Source organism: Pelomonas sp. V22 (genome assembly GCF_030014915.1).
Classification (GTDB): Bacteria; Pseudomonadota; Gammaproteobacteria; order Burkholderiales; family Burkholderiaceae_C; genus JAUASW01.
On record NZ_JAGIXS010000003.1, the window covers coordinates 243,713 to 266,343 of the forward strand.

The following is a 22,631-nucleotide window of genomic DNA, read 5'->3' on the forward strand; positions in this document are numbered from 1 at the left end:
CGATGAGCAGCAGCAGCCAGGACCGGCGCGACGACTTCGAACGCGGCCTGGCCATGCGCCGCGCCACGCTGGGCGACGACTGGGTGGACCGTGCCACGGCCGGTGCCACCAGCTTCACCGCCGAGTTCCAGGACTTCATCACCCGCTATGCCTGGCAGGACGTCTGGACCCGTCCCGGCCTGCCGCACGAGACCCGCCGCCTGCTCGTGTTGGGCATGACCATGGGTCTGGCGCGCTGGGAGGAGTTCGAGCTGCATTGCCGCGCGGCGGTGCGCGGTGGCGTGGCCATCTCGGCGATCAAGGAAGCCCTGCTGCAGGGCGCCATCTACTGCGGCGTGCCGGCGGCCAACACGGCCTTCAAGATCACCCAGCAGATCCTCATCAGCGAAGGCCTGGCGCCGCTGCCCGAGCCGCTCACGCCTGAGCGCCGCGCCAGCCGCCAGCAGACCTTCAGCAGCCCGCAACTGAGCCTGGTGCTGCAAGGGGAGGGCGAGCGGCCGCCACTGGTCTTCAGCCATGCGCTGGGCCTGGATCTGCACCTGTGGGATCAGGCGGCGGCGCATTTCGCGGCGCAAGGCCATCCGACCCTGCGCTACGACCAGCGCGGCCATGGCCGCTCGGCGCGCCCGGCTGGCCCCTGTTCGCTCGATCAACTGGTGGCGGATGCGGTGCGGCTGATCGAGGAATGGGGGCGCGGGCCGGTGGTCTTCGTTGGCTTGAGCCTCGGTGGCATGGTGGGCCAGGGCCTCGCGCTGGCACGCCCCGACCTGGTCCAGGGCCTGGTGCTTGCCCACACGACGGCGCATTACCCGGCCGAGGCGCAAGCCGCCTGGGGCCAGCGCATCGCCGCCGTGCAGGCGGGCGGCATGGTGGCAGTGGTCGAGCAGGTGTTGCAGCGCTACCTTGGTGATGACGCGTCTCATCCGGATTTGCGCGGGCGCCTGCGCGAGACCTTGCTGGCCCAGGATGCGGCGTCCTATGTGGCCACGGCCGAGGCTGTGCGCGCAGTGGACTACCTGGGCCGCCTGGCGGCTCTGCGCTGCCCGACGCTGGTGATCGCCGGTGGCCGCGACCCCGGCGCCACGCCGGCCATGGCCGAGGCGATGGCCGGCCGGATTGCCCGATCCCGCCTGGCCGTGCTGCCCGCTGTCGCTCATTTGGGTGTCATGGAAGACCCTGAGGGCTTCCTTGGCCTGCTCGGCGAATTTATTGCCGGCCTGGGCAGATAGCGTGCAGTGGCCGGCTATGCTGGCACCCTGTATGCAACGCCGCCATCTGCTCCTCAGTTCCGCCGCCGCCCTGGCCCTGCCTTCGCTCAGCCACGCGGCCCCACGGACCGAGGGAACTGCCGCCGCGCAAGCCCAGGCCATGGCCGCCGGCCGCCTGACGGCCGAGCGTCTGGTGCAGGACTACCTGTCCCGCATTGCTGCCCTCGACAAGGCCGGCCCCCGGCTCAACAGCGTCATCGAGCTGAACCCGGAAGCCCGCGCCATCGCCCTTGCGCTGGATGCCGAGCGCCGTGCCGGCAAGCTGCGCGGCCCGCTGCATGGCATCCCGGTGCTCTTGAAGGACAACATCGCCACCGGCGATCGGATGCACACCACGGCCGGCTCGCTGGCCCTTGCCGATCTGCGTGTGGCCCGCGACGCCCATCTGGTGCAGCGCCTGCGCGCCGCCGGTGCCGTGATCCTCGGCAAGACCAACCTGAGCGAATGGGCCAATATGCGTTCGACCCGCTCGGTCAGCGGCTGGAGCGGGCGCGGCGGCCTGACCCGCAACCCCTATGCGCTGGACCGCAGCTGCAGCGGCTCCAGCTCGGGCACTGGTGCGGCCATCGCCGCCGACCTGGCGACGCTGGGCGTGGGCACCGAGACCGACGGTTCCATCGTCTCACCGGCCTCCATCTGCGGCCTGGTGGGCCTCAAGCCCACGCTGGGCCGTATCAGCCGCGATGGCGTCATCCCCATCGCTCACAGCCAGGACACGGCCGGGCCCATGACTCGCACCGTGGCCGACGCGGCCCTGTTGTATGCCGCGATGTGCGGCCCGGATGCCGCCGATGCCGTGACCCAGGCCGCACCCGATGCGGCCGGCCAGCTCGACGCCGGCCTGATCAAGGGCGCCCGCCTCGGCGTGGCGCGCAACTACTTCACCGGTTTCGACGAGGCCGATGCGGCCATCGAGCTGGCCATCGCCAAGCTGCGCGAGCTGGGCGCTGAAATCGTCGACAACGCCGACCTGCCGGCTGCCACCGCCTATGGCGACGCCGAAACCCTGGTGCTGCTCTACGAGCTGAAGGAAGACCTGGGCCAATGGCTCAAGACTTTCGCGCCAGGCCACCGGGTCCAGAGCCTGGCCGACGTGATCGCCTTCAATGCCGCGCACCGCTCGCAGGAAATGCCCTGGTTCGGCCAGGAGCTGTTCGAGAAGGCACAGGCCCTCGGAGACCTGTCCACGCCGGCCTACCGCGAGGCGCTGGCCGCCTGCGCCAAGGGTGCGCGCGAGGAGGGCCTGGACAAGGCCTTGAAGGCCCAGCGCCTGGATGCCCTGATTGCGCCGACCGGCGGCCTGGCCTGGCTGATCGACCCGGTGGCGAGCGACCACTATGGCGCCAGCTTCTCCACGCCGGCCGCCGTGGCCGGCTATCCGCACCTGACCGTGCCGGCCGGCTTCGTGCGGGGCCTGCCGCTGGGCCTGTCCTTCGTCGGGCCGGCCTGGAGTGAATGGAAGCTGCTGTCGCTGGGCCTGGCCTTCGAGCAGGCCACGAAACATCGCCGCGCACCGGCTTTCGCCAAACGGACGGTGCCGCTATGAGGGCTTGCTCTGTTGTCCGGATGATGCAAACCGGCGCCAATATGCAAGTCAATGTTTGCGCGGCGAGGCCCATATCGCCATCGCTTGTTACAGCTTCCATGGCTCGCGCCGAAGTAATTGCAATGCAGGGAGTCCGCTGCCACGAAAGGCCAGTAAGGGATGTAACGGAATGCAAGCCCGGGTTCATTGCCGGACTGTCATCTGCCTCCCTTAGACTGGCCCGCAGCCAACCGAGTTGGGGTGCCCGCCAATGAATTCCATCACCGATATCCAGATCGATCCCTCGCTCACCTTGCAGGTCGCGCCCCTCAACAGCAACTTGGTCAACAACGCTGACGAATGCCTGCGCAGCATCGAGCTGCTGCAGCGCCGCTACGCGCAGCGTGGCTACCTGACCAAGGGCATGGCGCCGAGGCCCGACGAGCTGACCACGTTCAGCCTGGGTCTGGCCGACACCATGTCGGGCACGCTGAGCGTGCGCTTTGACGGACCCAATGGACTTGGCGCCGACGAGGTGTTCGGGCCCGAACTGGACGAGCTGCGCTGCAGCGGCCGCCGCATCTGTGAATTCACCCGCCTGGCCATGGAAGAGCTGGAGCAGCCGCCCAAGGATGCGCTGGCCCGGCTGTTCCAGACTGCCTATGTCTACGCCCATCGCCGCCGCAACGCCGAGCTGCTGGTGATCGAGGTCAATCCGCGCCATGTGGCTTTCTACCGCCGCATGCTCGGTTTCAAGGTGGCGGCCGAGACCCGCTTCAACGAGCGCGTGCGCGCGCCGGCCGTGCTGATGATCCTGGAACTGGAGCATGCCCGCGCCGAGATCGACCGCATCGGCGGCAGCGCTGCACGCGGCGAGCCGGCTCGCTCGCTCTATGCCTACATGCTGCCGACCGAGCAGGGGCTGCAGCTGGTGTGAGTTGATCAAGCCGGCGCCAGCCAGTGCTGGCCGGTGCATCGAACGGGTCCTGCGGGGCCCGTTTTGCTTTCTTTCAGTTCCAGGTGCAGCCGGTGTCGGTCACGGCGCTGACCGCCAGCGGAATGATGGCCAGCAAGCCGGCGGCAGCATAGGCCGTGCGGCAGTCACGCCGCTTGGTCTTCTTGATCGCCTCGACCATCTGATCCGGCGTTGGCGAGCGCAGTTGGTCTTCGCGACCCAGGCTGCGAGCTTGTGTGCCCACGGAGCCCGCCTGGGCGCTGCGGATGGCGCGCGAGATCGTGCCGGCATCCAGAGCCAGGGCGCCGGCGGCGCCCGAGGCGGCGGTGGCCATGGCTGTTGGCTCGGGCGTGGCCTCGGCCACGGTGGTGGCTGGTGCGGGCGCCTGCTGCCCGGCGGGTGGGAGGGATGCGGTGGGCGGCAGGACGGAGCGTGTTGCGGCGCGCGGGGCAGTTCGGGTTTGTGCCTGCGCCGCCGGCTTGAGCGCCGGGCTGTTGATCAGGCGAACGCTGGTCAGTCGCTGCGGGGGCGTGGGTGCGGCGGCTGGCTTCAGGAGTCCGGCGCCCAGCCAGATCAACCCGGCATGCAGGGCCAGCACCAGGCTCCAGCGCAGCGGGGCGGTTCGGGTCTGGCGCTTGTCGTTGTCGAATCGCATCCCGGCGCAGCAGTTCTGCCAAGGCAGGGTAGATGAAAGTTAGGCGGCGCAGTGTAGATCAGCGCCAGCCCAGCTGACGGGAGATATCCCGGCCCGCTTCCTGCAGGCGCTGGGCCACTGGGCCTTGAGCGTCCAGGTCCACGGCGGCGCTGGGGCCGATGGCGGTCAGGCTCAGCACGATACGGCCCTGGTCGTCGAACACCGGTGCGGCGAGCGCGCTGACACCGGGCACCACGCCATCGCGGGAGCTGGCCATGCCCTGCTCGCGCACGTCGGCCAGCAGGGTCTCGAAGGCCTTGTCCAGCTTGGCTGTCGGCTTGCCCTCAGCGCCGGCTTCCATGGCCAGTGCCGCCAGTACGCGCTCGCGCGGCAGGTGGGCGGCGAACAAGCGGCCCGAGGCGGTGCCGGTGAGGCTCATCACCGTGCCATGGCGCATGCTGATGTGGACCGGGCTTGGCGCCTCGGCCACGCGCACGATCGTGGGCCCGCGATTGCCCCAGACCGCGATGGCCACCGTGTGGCCCAGCGCGAGCGCCAGTTCCTCGATGCGCGGCGTGGCCAGGCGCACCGGGTCGTACTGCTGCAGCGAGATCAGGCCCAGCTGCAGAGCCAGCGGGCCGAGTCCATAGCGGCCGCCTTCCTGCTCGACGAGACCGAGCTTGATGAAGCTGACCAGGTAGGGATGGGCCTTGGCCGGCGCCATGCCAGCCTCGCGGGCCAGGTCCTTCAGTGCCATCGGGCGGCCCTGGTTGGCCAGGGCGATCAGCAATTGCCCGCCGACCTCGATGCTCTGGATGCCGCGCGGTGCGCGTTCGCTGCTGCTGTCTTCCATCATGGGGCGCGAGGCTATCAGACCTATCCGGCGGCCAAGAATTCTCGCAAGAAAAATTTGTTATAGACGAATCAATTTGCTTTTGGTTAAATCCGCTTCCCAACCCACAGGTCCGCCGGACATCCGCCATGAGCTCGCAAAAGACCTTCGCCTCCCACGCCGACCTGGACGAGAAAAAGGTCAGCTTCGACCAGCTCTCCGACCATGCCTGGGCCTACACGGCCGAGGGCGACCCCAACACCGGCATCGTCGTCGGCGACGACGCGGTGATGGTGATCGACACGCAGGCCACGCCGGTGATGGCAGAGGACGTGATCCGCCGCATCCGCGAGGTGACCGACAAGCCGATCAAGTACGTGCTCTTGAGCCACTACCACGCGGTGCGCGTGCTGGGGGCCTCGGCCTACAAGCCCGAGCACATCATTGCCAGCGAAGACACGCTGGACCTGATCAAGGAGCGCGGCGAGCAGGACAAGGCCAGCGAGATCGGCCGCTTCCCGCGCCTGTTCCGCAATGTCGAATCGGTGCCGCCGGGCCTGACCTGGCCCACCATCAGCTTCACGGGAAAGATGACGCTGTGGCTCGGCAAGCTCGAGGTGCAGATCCTGCAGCTGGGCCGAGGGCACACCAAGGGCGACACGGTGGTCTGGCTGCCGCAGGACCGCGTGCTGTTCTCCGGCGACCTGGTCGAGTTCGATGCCACGCCCTATGCCGGCGATGCCTACTTCCAGGACTGGCCGCAGACGCTGGACAACCTCGCCGCCCTGAAGCCCGAGAAGCTGGTGCCCGGCCGCGGCCCCGCGCTGCAGAACGCCGAGCAAGTGGCGGCCGGCCTGGCCGGCACGCGCGCTTTTGTGAGCGAGCTCTATGAGAGCGTGAAGGCCGGCGCCTCGGCCGGCCGCGAGCTGAAGGCGGTCTATCGCGAAACCTTTGACCGCCTCGCGCCCAAGTACGGCCAGTGGGTGATCTTTGCGCACTGCATGCCCTTCGACGTGACCCGTGCCTACGACGAGGCCACCGGCCACGTGGACCCGCGCATCTGGACCGCCGAGCGCGACATCGCCATGTGGCAGGCCCTCGAAGGCGCCTGAGCTGCTGCTTGCTTGCCCATGCTGACGACCTACAGCTACCGCGAGTTCGACTACCGCCAGAGCGAGGAGCAGGCAGCGGGTGAGCTGCGCCGCCATCCGGTGGTCATCATCGGTGCCGGCCCGGTGGGCCTGACGCTGGCGCTCGACTGCGCCTCGCGGGGCCTGCATGTCGTGCTGCTGGACGACAACAACAGCGTGTCGATCGGCTCGCGCGCCGTCTGCTATGCCAAGCGCACGCTGGAGGTCTGGCACCGCCTGGGCGTGGCGCCACGATTGCTGGAGCAGGGCGTGCGCTGGCAGGTCGGCAAGGTCTTCTTCGGCGACGCGCTGGCCTACCAGTTCGACCTGCTGCCTGAGGCCGACCACGAGCTGCCGGCCATGATCAACCTGCAGCAGTACTACATCGAGGAGCACCTGGTCGCCGCCTGCATGCAGCAGCCGCTGATCGAGCTGCGCTGGAAGCACCAGTTGCTGGCGCTGGAGCAGGGCACCGAGTTCGCGACGCTGCGGGTGCAGACGCCCGATGGTGAATTCACGATGCAGGCCGACTGGGTCGTGGCCTGCGATGGGGCCAACAGCGACACGCGCAAGATGCTGGGCCTGGAGTTCAGAGGCCAGGCCTTCCAGGATCGTTTCCTGATTGCCGATGTCGTCATGCAGGCGGAGTTTCCCACCGAGCGCTGGTTCTGGTTCGACCCTCCGTTCCATCGCGGCCAGTCCGTGCTCCTGCACAAGCAGGCCGACAAGGTCTGGCGCATCGACTTCCAGCTTGGCTGGGACGCGGACCCGGTCGAAGAGAAGAAGCCCGAGCGCGTGATCCCGCGCATCCAGGCCATGCTGGGCCCCGAGGCGCGCTTCGAGCTGGAATGGGTCTCGGTCTACCAGTTCGCTTGCCGACGCATGGACCGACTGCGCCACGGCCGCGTGCTGTTCGCCGGCGACTCGGCCCACCAGGTCTCGCCCTTTGGCGCGCGCGGCGCCAACACCGGCGTGCAGGATGCCGACAACCTGGCCTGGAAACTGGCGGCCGTGGTCGCTGGCCAGACGGCAGAGTCCCTGCTCGACAGCTACCACGCCGAGCGCTCGGTGGCGGCCGACGACAACCTCCTGAACTCCACGCGCTCCACCGACTTCATCACGCCCAAGAGCCGCGCGTCGCTGCGCCTGCGCAATGCGGTGCTGGAGCTGGCTCGCACCGAGGCCTTTGCGCGGCCGCTGGTCAACAGCGGCCGGCTCTCGACACCCACGCCCTATCTGCAGTCACCCCTGAACACGCCGGATGCAGAGGCCTTCGAAGGCCGCATGAAACCGGGCACAGCCTGCGTCGACGCGCCTGTGTTGGTTGATGGCCAGCCCGCCTGGCTGCTGCCGTTGCTGGGGGATGGCTTCACGCTCTTGAGCTTCGGCACCAACGCGCCCGCGGTGCCGGGCCTGTGCGTGCTCGAAGTCGGCCGTGACCTGATCGACGAGCGCGGCCTGCTGGCCCAGCGCTACGACGCAAGACCTGGCACCGTCTACCTGATACGCCCGGACCAGCATGTGGCCGCACGCTGGCGCCGCTTCGATGCGGCGGCCGTACAGGCCGCGCTGCAGCGCGCCCTTGGAGGGCCTCCAGCATGACCCTGAACCGCAGTCCCAACATCCCCGAGCCCGACGGCTTCTACGAGGAATTGATCAACGCTCAGCGTGACCTCAGCGACGAGCAGGCCGACCTGCTGCTGGCCAAGCTGGTGCTGATCCTTGCCAACCACGTCGGTGATCGTGCCGTGCTGACGGAAGCCCTGGAACTCGCCCGCAGCAACACCCTTTCATCTGAGCCATGACCACACTCGACTACCAAATCGGCTTCGGCAACCAGTTCGCCACCGAAGCCCATCCCGGCAGCCTGCCGCAGGGCCAGAACAGCCCGCAGCGCGTGGCCCACGGCCTTTATGCCGAGCTGCTCTCGGGTGCCGCCTTCACGGCGCCGCGCGTGGACAACCGCCGCACCTGGATGTACCGCCGCCAGCCCTCGGTGGTGGTGGGCGGCTACGCGCCGCTGGCCCATGAGCTCCTGAAGACCGGTGCCGCAGAAGGCGAGGTCGCGCCGCCGGACCCGCTGCGCTGGGCGCCGCCCGAGATGCCGGAAAAGGCCGGTGACTTCATCGACGGCCTGCGCACCCTGTGCCTGAACGGCGACCCCGACGCCCAGAACGGCATGGCCGCCCACCTCTACCTGGCCGGCCGCTCGATGGAGCGCCGCGCCTTCGTCAACGCCGACGGCGAGATGCTGATCGTTCCGCAGCAGGGCGAGCTCCTGATCACCACCGAACTTGGCCGCCTGCAGGTCAGGCCCGGCGAGATCGCGCTGATTCCGCGCGGCCTCGCGTTCAAGGTGGCGGTGGATGGCCCGTCGCGCGGCTATGTCTGCGAGAACTACGGTGCCGCCTTCCGCCTGCCGGAGCTGGGCCCCATCGGCTCGAACGGCCTTGCGAACGCGCGCGACTTCAAGGCTCCGGTGGCTTGGTACGAGGACGAGCCCGGTGCCTACGAGATCGTCAAGAAATACGGCGGCCAGCTCTGGCGCGCCACCCAGGCCCACACGCCTTTCAACGTCGTGGCCTGGCATGGCAACCTGACGCCGCTGAAGTACGACACGGCACACTTCATGACGATTGGCTCGATCAGCTTCGACCATCCGGACCCCAGCATCTTCACCGTGCTGACCTCGCCCTCCGACACGCCGGGCTGGGCCAATGTGGACTTCGTGATCTTCCCGCCGCGCTGGATGGTGGCCGAGAACAGCTTCCGTCCGCCCTGGTACCACCGCAATGTGATGAGCGAGTTCATGGGCCTCGTGCTGGGCCAGTACGACGCCAAGCCCGAGGGCTTCAAGCCCGGCGGCGCCAGCCTGCACAACGCCTTCGTGCCGCATGGCCCCGACACCGAGGCCTTTGACAAGGCCTCGAACTCGGACCTGGCGCCGCACAAGCTGGACCACACGCTGGCCTTCATGTTCGAGACCCGCTGGCGCCTGCTGCCCACCGCCCATGCCCTGCAAGGCGGCACGCTGGAAGCCAGCTACGCCAACTGCTGGCAGGGCCTCGCCGACCACTTCTCTCCCGACCAGCAAGCCTGATGAGCACGACCGACCACACCCATGACCCGGCCGCTCAGAGCTGGGTCAGCAGCGCCAACGAGGCAACTGGCGACTTCCCCATCCAGAACCTGCCGTTCGGTGCCTTCCGCCGCGCCGGTTCCGATGAAGACGTGCGCATCGGCGTTGCCATCGGCGACCAGATCCTCGACCTGAAGCTGGCGGCCGAGCGTGGCCGCTGGAGCACGGCCGTGCAGGTGCTCTTGCAGCCGCTGGCGCAAGGCGACTTGAATGCCTTCATGGCCCAGCCGCCTGTCGCCCGCCTGGCCCTGCGCCATGCCTTGTTCGAGGCGCTGCTGGCCGGCTCCAAGCAGGAGGCCGCGCTGCGCGGCGCGCTCCTGCAGCAAGCCGACGCCGAGATGCAGCTGCCTTGCCGCATCAACGACTACACGGACTTCTACACCGGCATCCACCATGCGGTGACGGTGGGCAAGCTGTTCCGCCCGGACAACCCGCTGCTGCCCAACTACAAGTGGGTGCCCATCGGCTATCACGGCCGCAGCTCGTCCATCGTGTCGAGCGGCACGCCGCTGCGCCGCCCGCGCGGCCAGCTCAAGCCGCCCTCGGCTGAAACGCCGGTGTTCGGCGCCAGCCAGCGCATCGACTACGAACTGGAACTGGGCCTCTTTGTCGGCCCCGGCAATGCACTCGGCGAGCCCATCGCCATGCAGGACGCCGAGGACCATCTGTTCGGCCTGTGCCTCCTGAATGACTGGTCGGCGCGAGACATCCAGCCCTGGGAATATCAGCCGCTCGGGCCTTTCCTCGCGAAGAATTTCGGCAGCACGATCTCGCCCTGGATCGTCACCATGGAGGCGCTGGCGCCGTTCCGCTGCGGCTTCGAGCGGCCGGCCGGCGACCCTGCGCCGCTGCCCTATCTGGACAGCGAAGCGAACCGCCAGCAGGGCAGCCTCGACATCGAGCTGGAGGTCTGGCTGCAGACCGCCGCCATGCGCGAGCAAGACCTGGCCCCGGTGCGCCTGGTGCGCTCCAACTTCCGCCATGCCTACTGGACGCTGGCGCAGATGCTCACGCACCACGCCAGCAATGGCTGCAATCTGAATCCGGGTGACCTGCTGGGCACGGGCACGCAGAGTGGCCCGCTGCCCGAGGAGGCCGGCTCGCTGCTGGAACTGACCCAGGGCGGCAAGCAGGCCTTCAATCTGCCGAACGGCGAGAGCCGCACCTTCATCCAGGACGGCGACACCGTCATCCTGCGCGCCCATGCGGAGCGCGCAGGCGCACGGCGCATAGGCTTTGGTGATTGCGCCGGCCGCTTGCTGCCGGCGCTGGCCTGAGGCCTCAGGGCTGCGGCTTGGCCGGCGGGGTGTCGATCGCCTTGGGCGCGCTGACCTCCACCGAGCCGCGCACCGAACGGTAGGCGGACTTCTCGGCCAGGTCCAGCAGCTTGTCGATCATCTGGGCGCTCGACAGCTGGCGGGCCACGTCCACGGCGGTCGACATCGGGTCGTGGTACTTGATGCTGTCCATCTGCGGCTTGCGCGACAGCACCTTCAGCGTTTGGGCGTCCAGTGTCACGCGGTCGAAGTAGAAGTAGGGTGCCACGTAGGTCGAGTAGTTCGACTTCTCGCCGGTGTTCGGGTCGACGGTGAAGTAGCTGCCGTTGCGTTCGCTGGACTCGACGTCGCCCTCGCCGTTGATGTCGACCGACATGGATTGCAGCGGCTGCACATAGACGCCGATGCCGCTGAGCTTGGTGCCCATGCCCTTGACACCCCGGAAGGAGAAGTGCGGCACGATGGCCTCGATGCGGTCCCACTGCTTGCGCTCGGGCATGCTCGCCAGGTGCTTGCGCAAGGCGTCCAGCAGCACCTCGTTGCGGTCATTGACATAGGCCTTTTCCATGGCGGCCTTGACGTTGGCCGGCGCGGTCCAGCTCAAGAGAACGCGGCGGGCCTGTGGCTCTTCCAGCTCGATGGCCCGATCCAGGCCGCGCAGCACGGCGTAGTTGAGCTGCTGCGTCTGCAATTGCATGGTCTGGCGCGAGAAGGGCTCCAGGTTGCTGCCGGTGCTCTGCTTCTGGCGCACAAAGGTGAATTGATCGCCGACGGCGGCCATCAGGGCGACCGTGGTGGGCGCCTCGGCTTGCACGCGCTGGGCCCAGGCCGGGGCCAGCAGGCTGGCAGCGGTGACGGCAATCAGACAGAGACGTTTGTTCATTGAGGATCCTCCTTGCTGTTGAGCTGTTGTTTTGTGTTTTGACGGCGAATTAGTTCCGCGCCGTCGGCGGGCATTGTCCATTTATTTCTCAGCGTGGCGCCGAAGCTGACGGCGTGATGGCGCGCGCCGGCCCCACCTCCACCTCGCTCTTGCCGCGCACCGACTGGTAGGCCGAGCGCTCGGCCAGTGTCAGCAAGCGCTCCAGCATGCCCTTGATCGGCACCTGCTGGCTCACGTCGAGGGCGGTGGAGTCGGGGTCGCTGTACTTGATGTTGTCGTACTGCGGCTTGCGCGACAGCACGGCCAGGGTCTTCGCGTCCAGCGTCACGCGGTCGAAGTAGAAGTAGGGCGCCACGAAGGTCGATTCCTTGGCCGTCTCGCCGGTCCGTGGGTTGACGGTCTTGTGCTGGCCGTCATTGGTCGTGCTGCTGCTGACCTCGCCGTTCTCGTCGAACTCGACCGAACCGGCCTGCAGCGGCTGTACATAGATGCCCATGCCGCCCAGCTTGCCGGCCATGCCGGCGCGGCTCAGGTGGGCATAGCGCGGCAGCACCGCCTCGATGCGGTCCCAGCTCTCGCGCTGCGGCATCTGGCGCAGGTGCTCGCGCAAGGCCTCCAGCAGGATTTCGTCTCGCTTGGCGCCGTAGCTTTTCTCTATGGCCGTGTCGACCTCGGCCGGCGCGGTCCAGCTCAGGAAGACGCGCTGCGAGCCGGGCTCGTCCAGCTCCAGCGCCTTGTCCAGGCCGCGCAGCACGGCGATGTTCAGCGCCTGGGTATTGAGGCTCACGCTGCTGCGGCTGAAGGGCTCGATGTGGCTGCCGGTGCTGGCGCGCTGGCGCACATAGCTGAGCTTGTTGCCCACGGCGGCCACCAGGGCGATGACGGCCGGCTTGGCGTGCGGCTGCACCTGAGCCCGGACCTGGGCCTGGACCTGAATCTGGGCGGGTAGGCAGATCAGCAGGGCAAGGGCGGCGAGCAAGGGCGGCATCTTCATGGGTCTGACTCCACAGTCCGCGCGGGGTGGGCGAACCTGCGGCCGGCAGGATAGCAGCGGCCCATGTCGGTGACGGACGACATGGGCGCAGGCCGCAAGGGCAAACGCCAGTGCCACCCCCCGGGGGCACGCCTACCATGCGGCATGGTCTGACCGACAAGATGGAGACATGCGATGAATCTGTACCGGAAATCGCTGGCCGGCCTGCTGCTGGCCCTGGCCGCGCCGCTGGGCCTGGCCCAGGAGGTGACGCTCAAGGTCCATCACTTCTGGCCCCCCGGCGCGATGCCGCCGACCAAGATCCTGCAGCCCTGGTGCGACAAGATCGCGGCCGATTCCGCCAACAAGCTCAAGTGCCAGATCTTCCCGGCCATGCAGCTCGGCGGCTCGCCGGCCCAACTGATCGACCAGGCCAAGGACGGCGTGGTCGACATCGTCTTCACGCTGCCCGGCTACACGGCCGGCCGCTTCCCCATCATGGAGGTGTTCGAGCTGCCCTTCATGACCAACTCGGCCGAGGCCGCCGCCCGCGCCGCCTGGGACTTCTATGGCAAGTACGCCAGCAAGGAGTTCCCCGGCATCAAGCCGCTGATGTTCAGCACCCACGACGAGGGCTACCTGCACACCCGCGACAAGCAGATCAAGAGCATGGCCGACCTGAAGGGCCTGAAGCTGCGCGCCCCGACCCGCCAGACCAACAAGCTGCTGGCCTCGCTGGGCGCCACGCCGGTGGGCATGCCGCTGCCGGCCGTGGCCGATGCGGTGAGCAAGGGCACGATCGATGGCTTTGCCCTGCCCTGGGAGGTGATCCCCTCGGTCAAGCTGCATGAGATGGTCAAGTACCACACCGAGACCGACCACAGCCGCCCGGCGCTGTACAGCGCGGTCTTCATCCTCGCCATGAACCAGGCGAAGTACGACAGCCTGAGTCCCGAGCTGAAGGCAGTGCTCGACCGCAACTCCGGCGCCGGCCTGTCGCAGCAGGCCGGCAAGGTCTGGGACGAAAGCCAGGCCGTGGGCCGCAAGCCGGCGGTGGACCGGGGCAATGTGTTCTACATGGTGCCGGCCGCCGAGGTGGACCTCTGGATCAAGGCCAGCCATCCGCTCTATGACGACTGGGTGGCGGACATGGACAAGCGCGGCCTGCCCGGCAAACAGATGCTGCAGGACGCGCAGGCCTTGCTGGCCAAATACAAGAAGTGAGTGGGAGGTGAGTTGGCTCAGGCGCCTGGCGCTCTGGAGCGCGCTGGCCGGCTGCGGCGCGGCCTGTGCCGTGGCACTGCTGACCGTGGTGAGCATCGTTGGCCGCCAGGCCGGGCGGCCCATCCCCGGTGACGTGGAGCTGAGCCAGTTCGGCATCGCGCTGTGCATCGCCCTGTGCCTGCCCTGGTGCCAGCTGCAGCGCGCCAACATCATCGTCGACTTCTTCACCCAGAAGGCACCGGCCCGTTTGAACCGCGGGCTCGATGCCTTCGGTGCCCTGCTGCTGGCGCTGATGGTGGGCCTGCTGGCCTGGCGTGCCGGCGTCGGTGCGCTGGCGGTGCGCGAGGCCGGCGAGACCACGATGATCCTCGGCCTGCCGCAGTGGCTCAGCTATGCCACGCTCGCACCTGGGCTGGCATTGAGTGCGGTGGTGGCGCTGGCGCAGGCCTGCGGTTGGGAACCTGAAGCATGACCGGCACCAGCATCGGCCTGTGGATCTTCGCCGCCATGCTGCTCTTGATGGTGCTGCGCGTGCCCATCGCGGCCGCCATGTTCATCCCGGGCGCGGCCGGCTATTGGTTGATGACCAATGACATGGCGATGCTGAACCTGCTGAAGGGCTCGGCCGTGGCACGGCTCTCGGTCTACGACCTGTCGGTGATCCCGCTGTTCCTCTTGATGGGCCAGTTCGCCACGCAGGGCGGCCTGAGCCGCGCATTGTTCAAGGCAGCGGCGGCCTTCGTGGGTCACCGGCGTGGTGGCCTCGCGATGGCGGCCATCCTCGCCTCGGCGGCCTTCGGCGCGGTCTGCGGCTCCTCGGTGGCCACCTGCGCCACCATCACGCAAGTGGCCTATGGCGAGATGAAGCGTGGCGGCTATCACGGGCGTTTGTCCACGGCGGTGCTGGCCACCGGCGGCACGCTGGGCATCCTGATCCCGCCGTCCGTGCCCCTGGTTGTCTACGCCATCCTGACCGAGCAGAACATCGCCAAGCTGTTCGCGGCGGCCTTCATCCCGGGCCTGATCGCCACGGCCGGCTACCTGGTCGTGATCGCGCTCTACTGCCGGCTGCGGCCCGAGCTGGCCCAGCCCAGCGAGCGCGTGGCCTGGCCGAAGCGCTGGCGCGCCTTGCAGGGCGTATGGCCGCTGGTGGCGATCTTTGTGCTGGTGTTCGGCGGCATCTATGGTGGCCTGTTCTCGCCGACCGAAGGCGCCGCGGTCGGCGCCATCGGCACCTTCGCCACCGGCCTGCTCGGCGGCGAGCTGGGCATGGCCGGCATCAAGCGCAGCTTTCTCGGCACGGCCGAGACCGCGGCCATGGTCTTCATGATCTTCCTCGGCGCCGACATGATGAACTCGGCCCTGGCGCTCACACAGATGCCCACGCAGCTGGCCGCCTGGGTGGGCCAGCTGCAGGTGGCGCCACTCCTGATCGTGGCCCTGATCCTTGCGTTCTACGTGCTGCTCGGCTGCGTGATGGACGAGCTCTCGATGCTGCTCTTGACCATCCCGGTGATCTTCCCGACCGTGATGAGCCTGGACCTCTGGGGCCTGGCGCCTGAGGCGAAGGCGATCTGGTTCGGCATTCTCGTGCTGATGACGGTGGGCGTGGGCATGCTGGCGCCGCCGGTGGGGCTCAACGTCTACGTGGTGAACGGCATGGCCAAGGACGTGCCCATGAACGAGACCTACAAGGGCGTGATGCCCTTCCTGGTCTCGGACTTCCTGCGCATCCTGGCCTTGCTGTGCTTCCCGGTGCTGAGCGTGGGCGTGCTCAGGCTGCTTTGAAGAGGCGCAGCGCCAGCATTGACAGCAATTGGCCAATGGCGAGGCCGATGGCATCGGCCAGCAGGTCGGCCCACTCGCCATCGCGGCCCGGTACCTGGCTTTGTGCGAGCTCGATGGCGCCGCCATAGGCCAGCAGCCCGGCGAACAGCCACAGCCAGTGCCTGGACCAGCCGAGGCGGCCGCAGATCATCAGGGTGGAGAAGGCGAGGAAGTGGTTGCTCTTGTCCCAGCCGGTCGTGAGCTCGCGTGGCGGCTGTGGCGTGAGGGCCAGCCAGGCGACGATGACGAGCAGGACGACGAAGAGCAGACGCCAGTGATGGTGCTTCATCGCTCCGCACCTCCGGGCTGCCAGCTCGGCAGCGTGAAGCCGGTCCACAGCGCGGCGGCGCGCAGGAGCGTGGCCGTGCCGGCGGCGAGCACCAGGCCAAGCCAGTGGCTCAGCTCCAGCTGCTGCGCCGCCACCGTGACCCAGGCGCCGGCGAACGAACAGATCGCATAGGGCCGGTGGTCGCGGAAGGCCGCCGGGATTTCGTTGCAGACGATGTCGCGCAGCACGCCACCGAACACGGCTGTGACCGTTCCCATCAGCACGGCCACGATGGCGGGCTGCTGCATGTCCAGCGCGATCTGCGTGCCGCCCGCGGTGAAGAGGCCGAGGCCCAGCGCATCGGGCCATTGCATCGCACGCTCGGTGACGGCGAAATGCCGGGCCCGCATGAACAGCATGGCGCCCACGCACAGGGCCAGCAGGGCCCACAGCCACAGCGCATGCTCAACCCAGAAGAAGGGCCGGCGGTCCAGCAGCACATCGCGCAGCGTGCCGCCGCCAAAGGCGGCAAGACCTGCCACCACGCAGACGCCCACGGCATCCAGCCGCTTGCGCGCCGCTTCCAGCAGGCCCGAGAGCGCGAAGGCGATGGTGGCCACCGCCTCGATGGCGACCTGGGCGTTGGACAGCGTGAAAAGGGTGGTCTTGAGTCCGCTCATGGGCCGGATCTTAGGTGGCGCTCACCACCCGATGGCGGCCTGCCCGCTTGGCCTCGTACAGCGCGGCATCGGCGCGCCTCAGCAAGGTCTCCAGCGGCTCGCCCGCCGCGGCCTGGCTGGCCACGCCCACGCTGGCGTCGACGTTCAGCGGCCCGGCATCGGTGGCAAAGGGCTGCTGCTCGATGGACTGGCGCAGCCGCTCGGCCATGCCCATGGCCGAGTCGGGCCCCACGTCGAACCACAGCACGGCGAACTCCTCGCCACCGAGGCGCACCGCCAGGTCGTTGGGCCGGACCTGCTGGCGCAGCCGCCGGCCCAGCTCGACCAGCACCTGGTCGCCCACGGCATGGCCGTGTCGGTCGTTGATCTGCTTGAAATGGTCCAGGTCCAGCATGGCGGCGGCCAGCTGCAGCGGCCGCTGTGCCGTGGCGGCGCGCTGGTGCAGGCCGACCAGACGCTGGTCCAGGCCGCGGCGGTTCAGCAGGCCGGTCAGCGGGTCAATCTCGACCAGGGCCAGGATCTTTTGCTGCAGCCGCTCGTTGATCAGGAGCAGCAGGGCAAAGCCCTGGGTCAGCAAGAGGGCGATGAAGGCGAGCAGCCACAGCGCATTGGCCTGCTCGGTCTGGGCCGCCGTAGCGCCCGGGTTCGGCATCACCATCCAGGCGCGGGCGAAATGCACCAGCACCGACAGCGCCTGGTCCGAGGCCATCAGCGAGAGCGGAAAGCTGGGCTCGGCCTTCAGCGCGCGCAGCAGCGGCCACAGTGCCAGTGCGCGCAACACGCCGGCGCCCAGCAGCGAAAGGCTCAGTGATACGCCCAGCGGCTGGCCGAGGCTCACCACGGTCAGCGAGAGGGCTGCCATGGCGGCCATCGCGACGCAGACGGCCGGCCAGTGCAGGCGCAGCCCAAGGAAGGATCGCACGCCCAGCAGCACGAGGCCGGCCGACAGCACGCCGCCTATGTGGCCCAGCGTGTACAGCGGCAGCGGCCCATGCCCGACCACGGCCAGTTCGCGTACCGATTGCGCCAGGGCCACCGCCGCAAAGGCGCCGGCCCAGAACCACAGGCCATGCTGGCCGCGCGCCTGCCAGGCGCCGCCCACCAGCACCCCCAGCATCAGCACCGCCACCATCAGATAGACCAGCAACAGGGTGTCGATATGGAGCGAGAGCGGCATGGTCCGATTCTCTACGCTGGCGGCCGCCTTGGGCGTCCCGGGCCGGACAACGATGGCCGGCTCAGGGTGGTCCCGGGTGGTGCTATCCCGGGTCTGTGGCATATTTGGAACATCGTTTCGAATTTGAGAATGGCGTCATGACGGTCAAGAAAATCGCCCTGGTCGGCGAATGCATGCTGGAGTTGCAGGGTCAGGCCTTTGGAGTGATGCAGCAGGGTTTTGGAGGCGACACCTTGAACACGGCGGTCTACCTCTCGCGCTGCGGCGCAGCCGCCGGCCTGCAGGTGCTCTATGCCACCGGCCTGGGCGAAGACAGCCTGAGCACCGGCCTGATGCAGCGCTGGGTCGAGGAGGGCATCGACGTGAGCCTGGTGCGCCGCATCGCCGGCCGCATGCCGGGGCTTTACCTGATCGAGGTCGACCCGCAGGGCGAGCGCAGCTTCAGCTACTGGCGCGACACCAGTGCGGCCAAGGCCTACTTCGAGGCCACCAGCACGCCGCTGGAGGCGCGGGCCGACGAGTGGGACGCCTTCTACCTGAGCGGTATCAGCCTGGCCATCCTGCCGCCGGCCGGGCGCGAGCGCCTGTTCGGCCTGATGCGGCGCCTGCGGGAGCGCGGCGCCCTGGTGGTGTTCGACAACAACTACCGGCCGCGCCTGTGGCCCGACGTGCAGGACGCGCGGCGCGCCTTCATGCAAGCCTTCGAGCTGGCCAACCTGGCCTTGATCACGGCCGACGACCACCAGGCGTTGCTGGGCCTGCCCACGCTGGAGGCCGGCGTCGCAGCCGCCCAGGCCCTGCCGGTGCCGGAGCTCCTGATCAAGCGCGGCGCTGCCCCGACCCTGGTGCGGGCGGCGGGCGGCGTGTGGCAGGAGGCGGCCACCGAGAAGGTGGCCCGGGTCGTGGACACCACGGCCGCCGGCGATTCCTTCGCGGCCGGCTATTTGTCGCGCCGCCTCGCGGGCGCCACGGCGCTCGATTCCGCGCTGTTCGCCAACCGGCTGGCGGCGCGGGTGATCCAGCATCGGGGCGCCCTGATTCCCCGCGCGAACATGGCGGACTTGATGGCCGTCAAGGCCTGAAGCAGGATGGCCCGCTATGGTGCGGGCCATCATGTTCCACCGCACGCGCAGCCTGGTCGGCAAGCTGGCCCTGATACAGACCAGCTTCCTGGTCGTGGCCCTGGCTTCCATCGCCTTCACCCTGTGGGTGTCCTGGCAGCTGGAGGGCGGCGCCGGTGCGATCAACGAAGCGGGCCGCATGCGCATGCTCAGCTACCGCATGACCCTGGCCCATGGGGCCGGTGACCAGGCCTCGCTATCGCGGGACCTGCGGGACTTCGGCGTGATGCTGGAGCGCCTGCGCCAGGGCGATCCGCAGCGGCCGCTGTTCCTGCCCGACACCGAGGATTGCGCCAGCCGGCTCATTGAGGTGGAGCAAGCCTGGCCGGCGCTGCGCGGCTCGCTGCTGAGCGCTACGCCGGCTCCTCAACTGCGCGATCAGACCGATGCTTTCGTGGCCCGCATCGACGCCCTGGTCGGTGCCGTCGAGCACACGATCGCTGCGCGCACTGCCATCCTCGGCGGCCTGTGCTTCGGCCTCGTGGTGCTGGTGGTGGCGGCCTCGGTGGTCTTTGTTTCCGGCACCTACGTCTGGATCATCCAGCCGCTGCAGCGCCTGCGTGACGGCCTGCAGCGCATGGCGGCCGGCCAGCTCGGCGCGCGCGTCGACGAGGCGGCCTCGGTGGATGAGTTCAGCCGCCTGGCCTCCGGCTTCAACCAGATGGCGCAGGCTTTGCAGCAGGCCTACGAAGGCCTCGAAGGCAAGGTCAAGGACAAGACCGCCCACCTGGCGCGCCAGAACGAAAGGCTGCAAGCCCTCTACGACGTGGCCCAGATGGGCAGCCGCGAGGGCGAGGCCAGCCTGGAATCGCTGGCCCAGAGCTTTGCGGTCCAGCTGGCCCGCATTGCGCGTGCCGATGCCAGCGCGGTGCGGCTGGCAGCGCAGGACGGTGAGCGCTGGCTGCTGCTCGGCCAGAGCTGCCTGCCGCAGGCCATGATCGATGCCGAACGCTGCCTGCGCCACGGCGAATGCGCCTGCGGTGTGGCCGGGGCGCCAGCGGATGGGCCGCGCGTGATTCCCATCCATTCGGTGGGCCAGCCCAAGTTGGGGCACTGCGAGGCGGCGGGCTACCAGACGGTGATCGCCATCCCGATGCGGGCTGGCACGCGCCAGATCGGTGAGGTCGAGCTGTTCCATTACGGCGAGCATCGGCTGGGCGACGAAGAGCGCCAGCTGCTCGATGCCCTGGTCGGCCAGTTCGCCACCCAGGTGGACAACGCCCGGCTGGCCGCGCGCGACCGTGAGATGGCGGTCTCCGAGGAGCGCAACCTGCTGGCCCAGGAACTGCACGATTCCATCGCCCAGGTGCTGGCCTTCCTGAAGATCCAGGTCCAGCTGCTGCGCGGCGCCATGGCCCGGCAACGCGGTGAAGAGGTGGACCGCGTGATCGACGAGATCGACACCGGCGTGCGCGAGTGCTATGCCAACGTGCGCGAGCTGTTGGTGCATTTCCGCACGCGGCCCGGCCACGAGGACATCGAGCATGCGCTGCGCACCACGCTGGCCAAGTTCGAGCGCCAGAGCGGCCTGTCCACCCACCTGAGCCTCGGCGGCGACGGCCTGCCGCTGCCGCCCGACCAGCAGGTGCAGGTGCTGCACATCATCCAGGAAGCGCTCTCCAATGTGCGCAAGCATGCGGAGGCCGACCATGTGAGCCTGCGCGTGGAGCAGCTGCCGCGCTGGAGCTTCGAGCTGCAGGACAACGGCCGTGGTTTCGCGATGCCCGACGCCGAAGCGGCCAGCACCCATGTGGGCCTGCAGATCATGCGCGAGCGGGCGGCCCGCATTGGCGCCCGCCTGAGCATAGAGACGCCGCCCGAGGGCGGTACCCGGGTGCGCCTGGTGCTGCCCGAGCAGATGCGCGCGTTCATCCCTGAGAATTCCCCAGCTTCGCGTACCGAAGGAGCCCCGGTCTGATGCAAGCAATTTCGGTCATGGTCGTTGACGACCACACGCTGTTCCGCCGCGGCCTGATCGCACTGCTGAGCCAGGACCCCGGCATCCGTGTGGTGGGTGAGGCCGCGGATGCGGCCGATGCCTTGCGCCGCGCGCAGGAGCTGCAGCCCGACGTGATGCTGCTCGACAACCACATGCCCGGCGTCAGCGGCGTGGCTTTGCTGCCGGCGCTGCGCGAGCAGTTGCCGGCCCTGCGCGTGCTGATGCTGACCGTCAGCGAAGACGAGCAGGACCTCGCCGCCGCGCTGCGCAACGGGGCCCAGGGCTATCTGCTCAAGACCATGGACGGCGAGGACCTGGTGGCCGCGCTGCAGCGCACGATGCGCGGCGAATCGGTGGTCAGCCCGGAGATGAGCCACAAGCTGCTCAATGCGTTGCGCGGAGGTGCTGCGGCCACTGCCGCATCTTCGGCGCCGGCGGCAGAGCCCGACTTGCCACCGCTGTCGCCGCGCGAGCTGGAGATCCTGCGCGAGCTGACCCTGGGCGCCAGCAACAAGGAAATCGCCCGCACGCTCGGCATTGCCGAAAGCACGGTCAAGATCCACGTGCAGCACATCCTGCGCAAGCTGGAGCTGAGCTCACGGGTGCAGGCCGCCGTCTGGGGCAGCGAGCGCGGCCTGGGTGCGGCTGCGCCTTAGCCGGCCGTTCAGCGCGGCGCTTCGCCGCTGCTGCGGCTGAGGGCCGCCACCACGTCCGACTGGGTGATCATGCCCACCAGCTTCTTGCCCGTCGCGACGATGGGAATGTGGTGGTGGCCGGTGCTGCCGAACATGGGGATCAGCTCGGCGAGGTGGCGGTCGACCTGGGCCACGCGCACCTGGCGCGTCATGATGTGGCCCACCACCTCGTCCGGCGTGTTGCCGGGCCGCAGCGCCCAGTCGCGCAGCCGGCGCAGGCGCTGTTCGAACGTGCCATCGGCGTCGGCCTCGGCCGCCCGCATGAAGTCGGCCGGAGTGACGATGCCGACGATCTCGCCGTTCGCATCGATCACCGGCAGGGCCTTGATGCGGTGGGCGCGGAACAGCGCCCAGGCCTCCTGCAGCGGCGTGCGGTGGCTGACCGTGATCAGGGCGCGCGACATGATGTCGCCGCAGCGCAGGTTGGCCAGGCGGCGCTGGTAGCCCTGCAGCTGCGTGTCCTCGATCAGCGCGCGCAGCTCGTCCCGCCCGATGTCCAGCACCTGGTTGTAGCGGGCCAGCACGGCGTCCAGGTCCAGCTCGGCCTCGGGCGCCGCCGGGGCCGGCAGATGGGGGTAGGGGCGCCGCGTGGCGTGGTTGTAGGCCATGCCGGCCAGCACCAGCAGCAGTGAATTGAGCAGCACGGGCTGCAGCGCGAAGACCGGGTCATGGACGCCGGCCAGCACCATCAGCAAGGCCGAAGCGCCACCGGGCGGATGCAGGCAGCGCAGGGCCAGCATGGCCGCGATGGCCCCGCCCACGGCCAGGGCCGCCGCCCATTCGGTCGGCAGCGTGAGCTGCATGCAGGCCACGCCGACCAGGGCCGACACCGTGTTGCCGCCGAGCACCGCCCAGGGCTGGGCCAGCGGGCTGTTCGGCACGCCGAAGACCAGCACCGCGCTGGCACCCATGGGCGCCACCAGCCAAGGTTGGATCGAGCCGCACAGCAGATGGCTGATCCAGGCCGTGAGGGCGATGCCCAGCGTGGCACCCAGCACCACGCGGCCGCGCTCGCGCCAGTCGATGGCGAGCGGCGCCGGCCGGAACGCGGCAAGCCAGGAGCGGAAGGCGGGCCGTGGCATGC

The 22,631-nt window shown here is 68.8% G+C and carries 22 protein-coding genes; 14 read left to right on the plus strand and 8 right to left on the minus strand.

The window, feature by feature from the left end; all coding sequences use genetic code 11:
* Positions 1-2: 2 nt before the first annotated feature.
* The 3 genes from J7U46_RS13430 (at position 3) to J7U46_RS13440 (ending at position 3,730) form a co-directional block, all read left to right on the plus strand.
* Positions 3-1,229, plus strand: coding sequence for an alpha/beta fold hydrolase (locus J7U46_RS13430; RefSeq protein ID WP_282826596.1), 1,227 nt, complete (start codon positions 3-5; stop codon positions 1,227-1,229).
* 31 nt (positions 1,230-1,260) lie between these two features.
* Positions 1,261-2,814: an amidase gene (locus J7U46_RS13435; protein WP_282826597.1), complete on the plus strand. Its 1,554-nt coding sequence runs from the start codon at positions 1,261-1,263 to the stop codon at positions 2,812-2,814.
* Between the two features lie 250 nt (positions 2,815-3,064).
* Positions 3,065-3,730 carry an N-acetyltransferase gene (locus tag J7U46_RS13440; RefSeq protein WP_282826599.1) on the plus strand — a complete coding sequence of 222 codons (666 nt, stop codon included), beginning with the start codon at positions 3,065-3,067 and terminating at the stop codon, positions 3,728-3,730.
* A gap of 73 nt (positions 3,731-3,803) precedes the next feature.
* Here the strand turns inward: J7U46_RS13440 and J7U46_RS13445 are convergent, their stop codons facing one another.
* Both J7U46_RS13445 and J7U46_RS13450 read right to left on the minus strand, forming a co-directional pair.
* The gene (locus J7U46_RS13445; protein ID WP_282826601.1) at positions 3,804-4,403 is read right to left on the minus strand and encodes a hypothetical protein; all 600 of its coding nucleotides are present in this window, start codon (positions 4,401-4,403) and stop codon (positions 3,804-3,806) included.
* 58 nt (positions 4,404-4,461) lie between these two features.
* Entirely contained in the window at positions 4,462-5,235 is a 774-nt protein-coding gene (locus tag J7U46_RS13450; RefSeq protein ID WP_282826917.1) for an IclR family transcriptional regulator, read from the minus strand.
* Between the two features lie 128 nt (positions 5,236-5,363).
* On the opposite strand from J7U46_RS13450, the gene J7U46_RS13455 reads away from it, so the two are divergent.
* Genes J7U46_RS13455 through fahA form a run of 5 tightly spaced genes read left to right on the plus strand, consistent with a single transcriptional unit; the run spans position 5,364 to position 10,760 of the window.
* A complete protein-coding gene (locus J7U46_RS13455; protein WP_282826603.1) occupies positions 5,364-6,326 on the plus strand; it encodes an MBL fold metallo-hydrolase in 963 nt (320 codons plus the stop codon).
* Positions 6,327-6,344: 18 nt separating this feature from the next.
* Complete coding sequence (locus tag J7U46_RS13460; protein ID WP_282826605.1) at positions 6,345-7,946, plus strand: FAD-dependent oxidoreductase; 1,602 nt, start codon at positions 6,345-6,347, stop codon at positions 7,944-7,946.
* Positions 7,943-8,149: a DUF2783 domain-containing protein gene (locus J7U46_RS13465; RefSeq protein WP_282826607.1), complete on the plus strand. Its 207-nt coding sequence runs from the start codon at positions 7,943-7,945 to the stop codon at positions 8,147-8,149. The genes J7U46_RS13460 and J7U46_RS13465 overlap by 4 nt, the downstream gene beginning before the upstream one ends.
* Positions 8,146-9,444: a homogentisate 1,2-dioxygenase gene (gene hmgA, locus J7U46_RS13470; RefSeq protein ID WP_282826609.1), complete on the plus strand. Its 1,299-nt coding sequence runs from the start codon at positions 8,146-8,148 to the stop codon at positions 9,442-9,444. The genes J7U46_RS13465 and hmgA overlap by 4 nt, the downstream gene beginning before the upstream one ends.
* Positions 9,444-10,760, plus strand: a complete 1,317-nt coding sequence (gene fahA / locus J7U46_RS13475) for a fumarylacetoacetase (protein ID WP_282826611.1) — start codon at positions 9,444-9,446, stop codon at positions 10,758-10,760. The genes hmgA and fahA overlap by 1 nt, the downstream gene beginning before the upstream one ends.
* A gap of 4 nt (positions 10,761-10,764) precedes the next feature.
* On the opposite strand, the gene J7U46_RS13480 is transcribed toward fahA, so the two are convergent.
* Together J7U46_RS13480 and J7U46_RS13485 are read right to left on the minus strand one after the other, a co-directional pair.
* Positions 10,765-11,643: a hypothetical protein gene (locus tag J7U46_RS13480; RefSeq protein ID WP_282826613.1), complete on the minus strand. Its 879-nt coding sequence runs from the start codon at positions 11,641-11,643 to the stop codon at positions 10,765-10,767.
* Positions 11,644-11,731: 88 nt separating this feature from the next.
* Positions 11,732-12,637, minus strand: a complete 906-nt coding sequence (locus tag J7U46_RS13485) for a hypothetical protein (protein ID WP_282826615.1) — start codon at positions 12,635-12,637, stop codon at positions 11,732-11,734.
* A 174-nt stretch (positions 12,638-12,811) separates the two neighbouring features.
* On the opposite strand from J7U46_RS13485, the gene J7U46_RS13490 reads away from it, so the two are divergent.
* From J7U46_RS13490 to J7U46_RS13500, 3 genes are read left to right on the plus strand one after another with little or no spacing between them, the layout of a single operon-like run.
* Entirely contained in the window at positions 12,812-13,840 is a 1,029-nt protein-coding gene (locus tag J7U46_RS13490; RefSeq protein WP_282826617.1) for a TRAP transporter substrate-binding protein, read from the plus strand.
* Between the two features lie 7 nt (positions 13,841-13,847).
* Positions 13,848-14,312 carry a TRAP transporter small permease gene (locus J7U46_RS13495; RefSeq protein ID WP_282826620.1) on the plus strand — a complete coding sequence of 155 codons (465 nt, stop codon included), beginning with the start codon at positions 13,848-13,850 and terminating at the stop codon, positions 14,310-14,312.
* Positions 14,309-15,628: a TRAP transporter large permease gene (locus J7U46_RS13500; RefSeq protein WP_282826622.1), complete on the plus strand. Its 1,320-nt coding sequence runs from the start codon at positions 14,309-14,311 to the stop codon at positions 15,626-15,628. Before J7U46_RS13495 ends, J7U46_RS13500 begins: the two co-directional genes overlap by 4 nt.
* Here the strand turns inward: J7U46_RS13500 and J7U46_RS13505 are convergent.
* Genes J7U46_RS13505 through J7U46_RS13515 form a run of 3 tightly spaced genes read right to left on the minus strand, consistent with a single transcriptional unit; the run spans position 15,615 to position 17,792 of the window.
* On the minus strand, positions 15,615-15,956 hold the full coding sequence (locus J7U46_RS13505; RefSeq protein ID WP_282826624.1) for a VanZ family protein: 342 nt from the start codon (positions 15,954-15,956) through the stop codon (positions 15,615-15,617). The two genes, J7U46_RS13500 and J7U46_RS13505, sit on opposite strands and share 14 nt — an antisense overlap.
* The gene (locus tag J7U46_RS13510; protein ID WP_282826626.1) at positions 15,953-16,615 is read right to left on the minus strand and encodes a trimeric intracellular cation channel family protein; all 663 of its coding nucleotides are present in this window, start codon (positions 16,613-16,615) and stop codon (positions 15,953-15,955) included. The genes J7U46_RS13505 and J7U46_RS13510 overlap by 4 nt, the downstream gene beginning before the upstream one ends.
* 10 nt (positions 16,616-16,625) lie before the next feature.
* Positions 16,626-17,792 carry a GGDEF domain-containing protein gene (locus tag J7U46_RS13515; RefSeq protein ID WP_282826629.1) on the minus strand — a complete coding sequence of 389 codons (1,167 nt, stop codon included), beginning with the start codon at positions 17,790-17,792 and terminating at the stop codon, positions 16,626-16,628.
* Positions 17,793-17,929: 137 nt separating this feature from the next.
* On the opposite strand from J7U46_RS13515, the gene J7U46_RS13520 reads away from it, so the two are divergent.
* Genes J7U46_RS13520 through J7U46_RS13530 form a run of 3 tightly spaced genes read left to right on the plus strand, consistent with a single transcriptional unit; the run spans position 17,930 to position 21,508 of the window.
* A complete protein-coding gene (locus J7U46_RS13520; protein ID WP_282826631.1) occupies positions 17,930-18,874 on the plus strand; it encodes a sugar kinase in 945 nt (314 codons plus the stop codon).
* Positions 18,875-18,890: 16 nt separating this feature from the next.
* Positions 18,891-20,831 carry a type IV pili methyl-accepting chemotaxis transducer N-terminal domain-containing protein gene (locus tag J7U46_RS13525; protein ID WP_282826632.1) on the plus strand — a complete coding sequence of 647 codons (1,941 nt, stop codon included), beginning with the start codon at positions 18,891-18,893 and terminating at the stop codon, positions 20,829-20,831.
* Complete coding sequence (locus tag J7U46_RS13530; protein WP_282826633.1) at positions 20,831-21,508, plus strand: response regulator; 678 nt, start codon at positions 20,831-20,833, stop codon at positions 21,506-21,508. Before J7U46_RS13525 ends, J7U46_RS13530 begins: the two co-directional genes overlap by 1 nt.
* Positions 21,509-21,516: 8 nt before the next feature.
* Here the strand turns inward: J7U46_RS13530 and J7U46_RS13535 are convergent, their stop codons facing one another.
* The gene (locus J7U46_RS13535; protein WP_282826634.1) at positions 21,517-22,629 is read right to left on the minus strand and encodes an HPP family protein; all 1,113 of its coding nucleotides are present in this window, start codon (positions 22,627-22,629) and stop codon (positions 21,517-21,519) included.
* Positions 22,630-22,631 lie beyond the last annotated feature (2 nt).

Excerpts from the sequence above, each read along its gene's own strand:
- J7U46_RS13430 (WP_282826596.1), top strand. The coding sequence starts at position 3 with ATGAGCAGCAGCAGCCAGGACCGGCGCGACGACTTCGAACGCGGCCTG.
- J7U46_RS13435 (WP_282826597.1), top strand. The coding sequence starts at position 1,261 with ATGCAACGCCGCCATCTGCTCCTCAGTTCCGCCGCCGCCCTGGCCCTG.
- J7U46_RS13440 (WP_282826599.1), top strand. The coding sequence starts at position 3,065 with ATGAATTCCATCACCGATATCCAGATCGATCCCTCGCTCACCTTGCAG.
- J7U46_RS13445 (WP_282826601.1), bottom strand. The coding sequence starts at position 4,403 with ATGCGATTCGACAACGACAAGCGCCAGACCCGAACCGCCCCGCTGCGC.
- J7U46_RS13450 (WP_282826917.1), bottom strand. The coding sequence starts at position 5,235 with ATGGAAGACAGCAGCAGCGAACGCGCACCGCGCGGCATCCAGAGCATC.
- J7U46_RS13455 (WP_282826603.1), top strand. The coding sequence starts at position 5,364 with ATGAGCTCGCAAAAGACCTTCGCCTCCCACGCCGACCTGGACGAGAAA.
- J7U46_RS13460 (WP_282826605.1), top strand. The coding sequence starts at position 6,345 with ATGCTGACGACCTACAGCTACCGCGAGTTCGACTACCGCCAGAGCGAG.
- J7U46_RS13465 (WP_282826607.1), top strand. The coding sequence starts at position 7,943 with ATGACCCTGAACCGCAGTCCCAACATCCCCGAGCCCGACGGCTTCTAC.
- hmgA (WP_282826609.1), top strand. The coding sequence starts at position 8,146 with ATGACCACACTCGACTACCAAATCGGCTTCGGCAACCAGTTCGCCACC.
- fahA (WP_282826611.1), top strand. The coding sequence starts at position 9,444 with ATGAGCACGACCGACCACACCCATGACCCGGCCGCTCAGAGCTGGGTC.
- J7U46_RS13480 (WP_282826613.1), bottom strand. The coding sequence starts at position 11,643 with ATGAACAAACGTCTCTGTCTGATTGCCGTCACCGCTGCCAGCCTGCTG.
- J7U46_RS13485 (WP_282826615.1), bottom strand. The coding sequence starts at position 12,637 with ATGAAGATGCCGCCCTTGCTCGCCGCCCTTGCCCTGCTGATCTGCCTA.
- J7U46_RS13490 (WP_282826617.1), top strand. The coding sequence starts at position 12,812 with ATGAATCTGTACCGGAAATCGCTGGCCGGCCTGCTGCTGGCCCTGGCC.
- J7U46_RS13500 (WP_282826622.1), top strand. The coding sequence starts at position 14,309 with ATGACCGGCACCAGCATCGGCCTGTGGATCTTCGCCGCCATGCTGCTC.
- J7U46_RS13505 (WP_282826624.1), bottom strand. The coding sequence starts at position 15,956 with ATGAAGCACCATCACTGGCGTCTGCTCTTCGTCGTCCTGCTCGTCATC.
- J7U46_RS13510 (WP_282826626.1), bottom strand. The coding sequence starts at position 16,615 with ATGAGCGGACTCAAGACCACCCTTTTCACGCTGTCCAACGCCCAGGTC.
- J7U46_RS13515 (WP_282826629.1), bottom strand. The coding sequence starts at position 17,792 with ATGCCGCTCTCGCTCCATATCGACACCCTGTTGCTGGTCTATCTGATG.
- J7U46_RS13520 (WP_282826631.1), top strand. The coding sequence starts at position 17,930 with ATGACGGTCAAGAAAATCGCCCTGGTCGGCGAATGCATGCTGGAGTTG.
- J7U46_RS13525 (WP_282826632.1), top strand. The coding sequence starts at position 18,891 with ATGGTGCGGGCCATCATGTTCCACCGCACGCGCAGCCTGGTCGGCAAG.
- J7U46_RS13530 (WP_282826633.1), top strand. The coding sequence starts at position 20,831 with ATGCAAGCAATTTCGGTCATGGTCGTTGACGACCACACGCTGTTCCGC.
- J7U46_RS13535 (WP_282826634.1), bottom strand. The coding sequence starts at position 22,629 with ATGCCACGGCCCGCCTTCCGCTCCTGGCTTGCCGCGTTCCGGCCGGCG.